The organism is Stenotrophomonas sp. (assembly GCF_032066555.1).
GTDB lineage: Bacteria > Pseudomonadota > Gammaproteobacteria > Xanthomonadales > Xanthomonadaceae > Stenotrophomonas.
This window is the reverse complement of the sequence record NZ_DAMBKV010000006.1, coordinates 223,718-233,337: the sequence shown is the minus strand read 5'-3', so window position 1 is coordinate 233,337 and position 9,620 is coordinate 223,718. Positions and strand designations below refer to the sequence as shown.

Genomic DNA, 9,620 nt, shown 5'->3' with positions numbered 1-9,620 from the left:
GTCATTGAGGATTGGACTCCAAACCGTTGTGCTACTCAATCTTGGGGGGACGTCGGCCTGTATGGTTGATAAGATCCGGCTCCAGGAAGCGCAAGATTGGGCTACGCTAGTTCCGCCCTAGTGCTGGTCATGTAGGTGGCTGATCGTGGAAAGCTGAAAGAGATAATCGCCTAGATCAAAAGCGCCAGCATCTCGTAGCAAGGCCGCGACCTGAACGGATCGCTTCTCGCTCTTCGGTAGAAGAATGGATATGGTTGTATCGCTATACGGAGCGGGTAAGGCGCACGAAAGCCATGTGGCGCCGAAGCTCTGCATGACATCGTGAAACTTCAGCGAAGTCTCGGTTTCGTCAGAAATTGCCAATATATAAAATTTGTCTCGCAGAGAAGCGATGGCTCGATTATTAAGCGAGTAAGTATGAATTTCCCCACTTAGTCTCACTGGCTCGTGCAGGCGTTTGGCGATATATTTGGCTGCGGCTAGATGGTGGGAGCCGCCACTGTTTGCGAGGAACAGCCGGTTATCCCAAGTGTGGCGAATGAAGTGGTCGCTACTTTCTCTGTTGTGTATGATGCGGATCTCGCGATGATCGAGGTTATTCTTTAGTTGTTCATAAGTCACTTCATCTATCATTTCTGGCGAATTGGTTTCCACCATCAGGTCGGTATCGATGAAATCCCAGAGGTTCGACTTTGATGCAGAGAATCCATCAAGCTCCGTAATGTCACATGACCAATCTTTATTGATACTCATGCTGCCGATGAGTTCGAATTCCGGGAGATAGACTTCAAAGCTCGCGTATCGCCCTCCCTCCTTCTTCCACCCAATAAGGCTGCCTTGTCTTCTACGAGGCCAGTCGAAAGCAGATTGCAGGCCTAGTTTGTGCCACTGAACGACGCTGCTCAATGCGACGCATCTTTTGGGAGGATGGACAGGAATGCAGATGTTTGGGTGATCACGAAGCAGGTTCTTCATGCCTGTTGGGCGGCCGAATGCCATCTGAAGGCTGTTTAAGGAATTGCTTAGGAAATTAGGTGTCGGCACTTTATGAAAGCTTGCTGAGGGCAGGGGGATGTCGCGCCACGCTACAACAGATCCGCGATTTGTTTTCTCGCTCGAAACAGGATAGTTGAAATGGTGCTGAAATAGGTCGACCAGGGTCAGGTTCACCTCGGAAGTCGCGAGGTTTTGGTGGGCGCTGGTAGAAATAGGGGCAGTGGAAATAGGGGGGGGAGTGCTTTTTTGCTCTGGTCCTTTGTTTCCAGCGGTATAGGTATCGCCAGTCAGCCAGCCAGCTGTGTCCGTTCAGTGAAGGTGACTCTTGCTGTCTTATCTTCGAGCTAGAAAATCGGGGAAACAGGGGTCAGGGGGAAACAGGCGGAAACAGGGGTCAGAGTCGAGTTAATTTCACTCCGCTCCTTTGTCGTTAAAAAACCTCGGGCTAAAGGTGCGGGTGGCTCATATTCTGGGCGAGATTGCAAAGCGCGTGGTTCGCGCAGGGGGTGGATTTATCCATCGAGCAAGCTAGGTCAAATTTTCCTTATTTTTGTTTTCCTCATCCTGTCTGTTGGCTTCCGCAAGTAGCGACTCATATGCCTGCACGCGAGCGCGAAGGAAGATGAGATGCCAAAACATCGCGTACGCCAGCATGAGTGCGAAAGCGAGCAATGCTTGAGAAAAAGTGATGCTGGTCAGTGTTTTCCAGTCACTCCATCGCCAGTCCTTGAACTGCAGGTAGAAGGCAATAAGCAGCGGCACTACTCCAAGCCGCTCCATTCCACCCGTAAACAATCCCAACCGCTCGTGCATTGTTGCCCGTCTGTCTTGAACGTATCGAAGGCGTCGCCTTCGCTGCTCAAACGAGAATCCTCGCACGAGGTGAACAATTCTTTGGTGTTGTTGGTAGCCCGCTTCTAATTCTTCCGCGTGGTGCGCGCGGGCGTACCGGAACTGCCGCCAATCTCGCTTTGCAATTAGTGCAGCGTGCAGAACGAATCCTGCTATCTCAATAATGAGGCCGCCATAAAGCGCGAGCGAGCCAGAAGTGCCGGGTAAAGTGGTTCCCAATAACAAACCTACGCCAGCTCCGCCAATGCCAGCAATGAGAGACCAACGTTCCAACCTGCTGGATTTAGGCTCATTGATTCTCTGAAGGTATTGATCCAGGACGTTGTTTAGGTCGGGAAAATCTATGCTTGGCAGCGATAAATTCAGATCGTTCAGATCTTGTTGCGGCTCTTGCTCGTGTTCAGTTGCATCCATGCGAGTCCTCCTTGGCTCCAAGCTGTTGCCTGGGTGTGCTGCCTATTCTAGGCCGACCTTGGCGCAGCGGCTGGTTGTTCTATCAGCTCTTCGAAGTAGCCAGTAGTTCCGCGATCGGGTCGTCTGCTTTCTTGAATGCCTTGTCATATACATGGCTCTGATGAAAGGCTAGGTAGGCGCGTTGCTCTTCGCTGAATTCACCAGTAGCTCTACGTGACTTCAGATTTAAGCCGATGCGCTTGATCAGTTCCGCAGGCAGGTGCGCTGAGCACTCGATGCGCCCCGCGTTGGTGAAGGTGATCCAGCCTCGATCAAAAAGGAAGTCCGCATGAGGGGTTAGCAGCAAGCCATTGGCGCCGTCGACGCGCTCGGTGCCTGTCTCACAGGCTGACCAGGGCTTCATGTGGCTGGCACGCAAGAACCGAAGATCCGCAATGCCAGTGATGCGGCACTCCTTTTCGAACGAGAGTAGCCGTCGCTTGAATAGGCCTTGCTTGGTTCGCACCTCAGTGAGCTTCTTTGCCGATGTTGCATCCAGCTCCAGAATTGCCTCGGCCTCGTGTTTGACAAGGAATCCGATGGAATCCGAGCTGATGGGTTCGAGCTCGAACACGATGGCCACTCGGGGGGTGTCCTTTGTGTCCCGAACATTGGCTTGCGAGTAAGCCTTTAGACAGCGGAACTCACCGACGTATCGGTAAGGTCGGCCGTGTCCCATCATCTGGAAGAGGATCAGTCGTTTGTTGTTGGCAAGGTGTTCGCGGATCGCACGGTTCCCGCCTTTGTCCTGCATATCGCCGACCTGGCCTTCTCCGAAGTAGTGAAAGTGGCCGTTGTCGTCCCAGAAGTCGTGGTAGCCGTGCTGCTTCCCGGCTTCGCCAGTAAAAATGATGACGAATGGGCTGCTAGTAGGCGTTGAGATGCCACCTTGGCGCTGACCACCAAGCACGTCGTGGATCTCCAGTCGACGGCTGTAGAGCGCCCCGATTTCATACTGCGGATCTAATGCAACATTGGTCATTCGGCTTCGCTTCCCCCTGAGCGCAAGTGCCTGCGCCCCTAGTTTGCGTTCGGCGCTTTGGGTGTCTTTATATGCGCAATCAGCAAAGTATGGAAGCTTGCGTAGGAGAAATGCTGCTTAAGATATTTGGTTTTCGGAAATGCGAGTTCTTTAGGACTCGCTGGAATCTCACCGATCCGTCTCAGCGCCACGGAGGCGGCTCTTCGATGGCTACGGAGTGAGCATTGCTTGGTCACTGGGCCACTCCTGGCAGGCGAGCGACACCAAATCTTCCATCTCAGCCGGTGGGACTGGCCCAGCGCAATCTCGCTGCTCTTTGGTCAGCGGGAGTGAGGAATGGAGAGCGAGAAGGGATTCGCCGTTTTGGAGTACCTGTATCGGGATGCGGGTAACTGGAAGACGCATGGCGCGGTATTGCTGCTTGGAACAAAGCGAGTTGTTTGTGCCGGAGCAGGTGTTGCTGCCAGCGCTGCATCAGCAGCATTGGCGCGACCATGAGGATGGCCCTAACGATCTGGACCACGCCTTTCACGAGTTCGTCGGGCTGCGGGATGCTCGGGAAGAGGACTTGTTGTCGCTGTCGACTTGTGGATCGCTCGTCCAGCTGGTTTCGTTGTTCGTAGCGGCGCAGGGCAGGTGGGATGTTCGTTGTTCGCGATACGTGGGTTGAGACAAGTCTGGGGGAAAAACCGGGGTCAGAGTGGGGTTTCGTACCGAAACCCCACTCTGACCCCGGTTTTTCCCCCGGCCCAACGTAAGAGTCTCGGTAACCGTTTACATACCCATTCCAGCTCGCCGCAAACCCCGTAACCCCAACCGAATTCGGTACGATACGGCGGGGACAACGCGGGGCCGGGGGATCAGCGGCAGCGTTGCGCGTTCTTGTTTGGCATTCGTCGTTCCGCATGAGGTGGGCGGCGCGCCTTCGCCTGCCCTTTATGTTGAACACCCAATGATCGCCACCCTCTTAGTCGGCATGCTCTGCGTTTACCTGCTGAGCTTCAGCTTGATGTTCCAACTCATCAGTCGTCGGCTTCAGGACGAGAAGATGGGCATGGACGTCTTTGCGGCGGCCAACCTGATGCTGGGCGGGGCCTATGTGCTGCAGCTGCTGGAAGGGCCGCCTGGCTGGAGTTGGACCAGTATGGTCAACCACACGCTGACGCTGTGCTCCTTGCTGGCGTACTGCGTGGGCGGGGCGCGCTTCTTTGGGCTTGCCACGCCGTTGGTCAGGCCGCTGTTGTACCTGGCGGTCGGGTACAGCCTCCTGCAGATTCTGGTGAACTGGGCAGTCGGCCCCGTGGCGCGTTATGCATTGTTGGCCGGCACCTGTGCAGTGTGGTTTGTCAGCATGGTGGCGGTGCTGCTGTACGGCGTGCGCAGCTTCGCCAGGGACCTGCGCGGTGAGGTGCTGCTGTTTGCCGGCTTGATCAGCGGCATCTGCGTGCTGAACGTCATCAAGCTCAGCAAGCTGCTGTCCGGCGGCTTCGCGGCGCTGAGCATGGACGGCCAGTTCTCGATGATCTTCTATGTCTACATGTGCTCGCTGGCCACCATCCTGCCGCCATCGATCGTCTGGCTGGTGCTGCGCCGCCTGACCGACAGGCTGCGTGGCATGGCCGCTCGTGATCCGCTTACTCAGTTGCTCAACAGGCGTGGTTTGAGCACGGCACTGGATGTCTATTTTCGGCACCCTGGCACTTCGGCACGCTTGCTGTTGGTTGATGTGGACCACTTCAAGAACATCAACGATACCTACGGCCATCAAGTGGGTGATGCCGTGCTCTGTGGCGTTGCGGACGCCCTGCGCGCCTCGGTCCGCAAGGACGACCTCGTCTGCCGGCTGGGGGGCGAGGAGTTCGCGGCGATCTGCGTCGGTGCCGATGACGCCTCGGCCCTGCGTGTGGCCGAGCGTGTGCGCAGCAGCATCGAGCAGAAAGTGATGCTGCACGACGCGCGCTATGAAGGCCTGCGTTGCACGGTAACCATTGGCGTCTCCGATGGCTTTGCCAGTGCGGCCTGCCTGGGCCAGGCCATGCAACAAGCCGATGCGGCCCTATATCGCGGCAAACACACCGGCCGCAACCGCGTGGAGCAAAACCGGGGTCAGAGTCGAGTTAACGCGGCGCTAGATACGGTGCATTAGCCCTTTCCATCTGGCGCTGGACTTGGCAGCGACTTTTCTTTGGCCCTGCAGTCGTCGTTGGGATCCCCAGCACGACTGAGCTGGGCTGAGTCCGCGGGCCCATTGGCCACTCGAATAGCCAATGGGCAAATGCGCACCAGATTGGTTCCTCGCTTCTCATGCGAAGTGCTTGCGTTGGGCCCATTCTGGAGGGGCACTTTGGGACTCAGGGCCGACACTACCTCAGCATGTATCGCAACTCGGTCGATGTCGCTTGGCCGGTAAATTCTTGCTGTGCTCAATTGGGCCCGGCTGAGGAGGGGGTGACTACAGAGCTATCGCTGGCTTTCTCTGGAGCCGTGAACCAACTTCTGACTTCGGTCGCGGGAATGGGCGCAGATTGGCCTCGCTTACCCACGGTCCAAGTGGGAGGAGCAATGATGAAGTTGCTACCAACGCGCGTCAGAATCTGAACGTTGGACATCAGCATCAGAGGCTCTGCTGAGCTGGTGAGAGGCGTGCACGTTTCGACGATGTTGGAAGCTTTGGCGATTTCGCACCCAAGGGGGGTAACGATCATCTCCTGGTTGCGCAGCATTCCAGCCTGGAATTTTGACGCCGCCATGTCATTTGCATCGAAAACAATTCCGGTGGCTGAGACGATATACATCGCGATGAAAAGCCATACGAAGTACTGGTCCTTTCGTTCGTGACGATAAATGCTGTAGATGAAGCCATGTATGAAAGGGAGGGTGGCCAAAAATAAAACTTTGGTTAGGTCGTCACCATCGCGAAAGGCCCGCAGGAGAACACTTCCCGTCAATGCAGCTATCGGAATTACAATGCCATACAAAGCGACACATCGAATGTAGTACTTGACCCAGCGCCGCCTGCGCCGCTCGCGGCGCTGAGCACCGGTTGTAGGGCGGGAATCGATGAGGGACGCTAGGAAAGTTCCGATGCAGATGATGAGGAGCAGCCCAAGCGCGTAGGTACTCCAATCTTCCGGCAATGAAGAAATGCTCCAGAGCAGTCCTAGTGCCGTGAAGAAGCCAAGCAAAGGGAAGCCAAACACAAGACAGGTGATGCGCTGTACCGGACTTCCTGTTTTGGAGCTTTTGCACACCGGGTTATTGCAACAAGGACAAATCCTCTGCTTCCGTCTGCTTGCGCGAAGCCTTGTGGCCGACATTGGAGGCCGGCAAATGATCTGCTGATTCGACCACGCTATCAACGCAAGGCTCGGAGAAAGCACGACGAATACGAAGAAAAGAACTGCTAGCAACGTGAAAGCGGCCATGGCAGTTGCCAGAAGACCTATGTCCATAAAAGACAGTTGTGGCAGGTAGCCTACACGCCAGAAGTGGACAACCACTCCAAGAAATCCGAGGCCTGCCAGTTCCCATTTATGCGCTCTGAGGTAGCGATAGATCAGTCGCATCTCATTGAGGTACTCGGAAGCTACATCCAAATCCTTTTGCATCATTGATCCCTTTCTTTGCCTTGCAGGTAAAAAGTCATCTTGCAGAGCAAGGGGGATCGGCGGCCTGAAGGGATTCTTTAGTGCTGTGGGGGGAGCTGGTGCCAGTGCTGCGGATCCATCGAGAAGATGCCAAGACGGCAGTGATTCGTTGTTTTCTTGGCTTTCGGCTGATTTCACCGGCTGGTTGGTTCCTGCAATGGACTGACTGTGACCCCGGTTTTGCTCTAACATGCCGGCACCAGCCAGCCATTCCCGTTCGACGACGGCGCAGCGAGCCAGGACACCCTTCGTGCCCTATCAAGGAAGCTCGCAATGTCGAAATCCCCCCTGTTCCGTTCCGCTGCGCTCGCGCTGGCGGTCTCTCTTGCGGTAGTTGCACCGGCTACTTCGGCGACGTCGCCGGTTGCAGGCAGCAGCAGCGCTGCCGCCTCTGTGCAGCGCCAGGCCGTCGCCAAGGGCCTGTATGAGCTGGCTTACAGTCCCTCGCAGAACGCTGTTTTCGTCGCTTCTTCCGGTGGCTTTGGCGATGACGCCGGCCCGGCCCAGGTGCTGCGCCTGGATCCCACTACGCTCGTCGTGCAGCAGCGCATTCCGCTGGAGCGCAAGGGCTTCGGTATGGTGCTGGATGACGCAAACAATCGCCTCTACGTTGGCAACACCGTCGATACCTCGGTGACGGTGGTCGATACCGCGCAGAACAAGGCCATCGGCACCGTGCAGCTGATGGAGAAGGTCACCGGCAAGGACGGCAAGTCCTATTACAGCCACGACCTGCGCGAGCTGGTGGTGGATGCCCCCAACCATCGCCTGTATGTCACCGGGCATTCGCAGGAAGGCAGCGTACTGTTCGTGGTCGATACGCAGTCGTTGCAGCTGATCGACACCATTGAAGGACTGGGCAAGGCCAAGGCGCCGGGTCTGGCGCTGGATGCGGCCGGCAAGCGCGTGTACACCAGCAATCTGCTCGGTGAGGTGGTCACCGTTGGCACCGACACTGGCAAGGTCGAACAGCGCTTCCAGGTCAGTGCCGAGCAGCCGATGAACATCGCGCTTGATCCTGCCGGCAAGCGCTTGTTCGTCACCGACCAGGGCTTGGAGATGATCCGCAAGTACCAGGGCAGCAGCATCGAAGGCTTCGTCTCGCGCCATCCGGGCAAGCGGGTGCTGGTACTGGACCGCAGCAGTGGCGCAGAACTGGCCAGCATCCCCACCGATGCGGGCCCGCTCGGCATCCTGTTGGATGCACCGCGCAAGCGCCTGTACGTGACCAATCGCGAAGCTGGCAGCGTCACCGCCTACGACAGCGACAGCTACCAGCAGGTGGCCAGCTGGTCGGTGCCCACACATCCGAACAGTCTGGCGCTGGATGCGAAGAACAACGTGCTCTACGTCAGCATCAAGAATGGCGAAGGCGACCCCAAGGGTTCCGAGGAAAGCGTCGCCCGCATTGATCTGGGTAGCTGAAGAAACGTCAGCATCTTGAGTATTGAGTGGCCAAGGCCAGCAGGAATGCTGCCTTGGCCCTCATCCTTTGTAGGACCAGCGCTGTTTTCGCGCATAGGGCGGGGGCCAATTTTTTGACGCCGAGATGCGGGCGGATCGCTGTCTGCAACGTGTATACGCTGCGGATTGCCGTCTATAGAATTCCGCCCGGGGAAACACATCTCGCTCCTGCCGCGAGTGCCGTGGCACGGCGCCGCCTGTCCGCTCCACCCATCATCCTTGTCGAAATGGAAGTCGCGTAAATGCAGATTCGTTTGTTGCCGCTGGCGTTGCTGGCGTTTGCCTGTGTAGAGGCCCACGCCGTAGAAGACGCGGCTCCGCAGGAACCCACCGTGGCCGTTGAGCGCCCAGCGCGCATCCGTCTGTTCGGCCAGAACGGCGTTGGCTTGACGATGTATACCAATGCGCTCTGCGAGAAGCAGTACGACGAGGAGATCGAGGCGTCGGGTTCGATCGGGCATTACTTCAAGGCGATGGTCCGCAAGAAGCCGGAGAACATCTCCATCGGCATGCCGGAGACCGATGACACCCGCAACCTGGCCACACGCGACAAGCTGTGGGCCAGCCCGTACTACTCCGAGCACCCCTTGGTGCCGGGCCAGCCGGTGCGTCTGCAGGCGAACATCGCCAACGGCTCGGGGTGGACCTGCAACCGCGGGCGCGGCATCGAGATCAGTTTCGTCCCCGAGCCCGGCATGGACTACGAGGGCGACATGATCCGTGACTTCGAAGGGGGTCATTGCGGCATTGCGCTGCGTCAGGTTGCGGCCGATGGCACGGTAACGCCGCTCGTCGGTCGACTGATGCCGCCGAAGTGTCCAGCCGAGCCTGCCCCCGCTCCATCGCTGATGGTGATGATGATGGATGCGGACAATCTGCAGTACCGGCTCGCCGAGGAAGGCGCCGGCATCGATGAACTGGACAACGATGAGGACAGCGTCGAGGACCTGGAGGAGATGATCGCCGAGGCGCCGCTGGCGGGCGGAATGCCGCTCTGCATCGTCACCAGTGATGATGCCGACGCCAGCGAGTTCGGCAAGAAACTGCCTGCCTTGTTGGAAAAGCGCGGCGTGCAGTCGCAGGTGGTGCGTGTGGATGGCAAGGCGCTTGCAGCGGAGTGGGGTCTGACCGAGCAGCGGCCGCTGAACTTTGCCTTGGCCGAACACTATTGCCGTTCGGTTACCCGCCGGAACTGATCCCGCGGGTGTAAGCGGATGAACGGCGGG

The 9,620-nt window shown here is 57.4% G+C and carries 7 protein-coding genes; 3 read left to right on the top strand and 4 right to left on the bottom strand.

Going from position 1 to position 9,620, the window contains the following annotated elements:
• Window positions 1-117: 117 nt before the first annotated feature.
• From RT131_RS10310 to RT131_RS10300, 3 genes are all read right to left on the bottom strand, one after another.
• Window positions 118-1,170, bottom strand: coding sequence for a DUF6685 family protein (locus RT131_RS10310; RefSeq protein ID WP_313172647.1), 1,053 nt, complete (start codon window positions 1,168-1,170; stop codon window positions 118-120).
• 354 nt (window positions 1,171-1,524) lie between these two features.
• Window positions 1,525-2,262, bottom strand: a complete 738-nt coding sequence (locus RT131_RS10305; protein ID WP_313172645.1) for a hypothetical protein — start codon at window positions 2,260-2,262, stop codon at window positions 1,525-1,527.
• An 82-nt stretch (window positions 2,263-2,344) separates the two neighbouring features.
• Window positions 2,345-3,283, bottom strand: a complete 939-nt coding sequence (locus RT131_RS10300) for an HNH endonuclease (RefSeq protein WP_313172643.1) — start codon at window positions 3,281-3,283, stop codon at window positions 2,345-2,347.
• A 952-nt stretch (window positions 3,284-4,235) separates the two neighbouring features.
• Between RT131_RS10300 and RT131_RS10295 the strand changes: the two genes are divergently transcribed.
• Entirely contained in the window at window positions 4,236-5,429 is a 1,194-nt protein-coding gene (locus RT131_RS10295; protein WP_313172640.1) for a GGDEF domain-containing protein, read from the top strand.
• Window positions 5,430-5,706: 277 nt separating this feature from the next.
• Here the strand turns inward: RT131_RS10295 and RT131_RS10290 are convergent, their stop codons facing one another.
• Window positions 5,707-7,068, bottom strand: coding sequence for a hypothetical protein (locus RT131_RS10290; RefSeq protein WP_313172638.1), 1,362 nt, complete (start codon window positions 7,066-7,068; stop codon window positions 5,707-5,709).
• 135 nt (window positions 7,069-7,203) lie between these two features.
• Here RT131_RS10290 and RT131_RS10285 point away from each other — a divergent pair, with 135 nt between their 5' ends.
• Together RT131_RS10285 and RT131_RS10280 are read left to right on the top strand one after the other, a co-directional pair.
• Window positions 7,204-8,355: a YncE family protein gene (locus tag RT131_RS10285; RefSeq protein ID WP_313172636.1), complete on the top strand. Its 1,152-nt coding sequence runs from the start codon at window positions 7,204-7,206 to the stop codon at window positions 8,353-8,355.
• Window positions 8,356-8,636: 281 nt separating this feature from the next.
• Entirely contained in the window at window positions 8,637-9,590 is a 954-nt protein-coding gene (locus tag RT131_RS10280; protein WP_313172634.1) for a hypothetical protein, read from the top strand.
• Window positions 9,591-9,620: the final 30 nt, after the last annotated feature.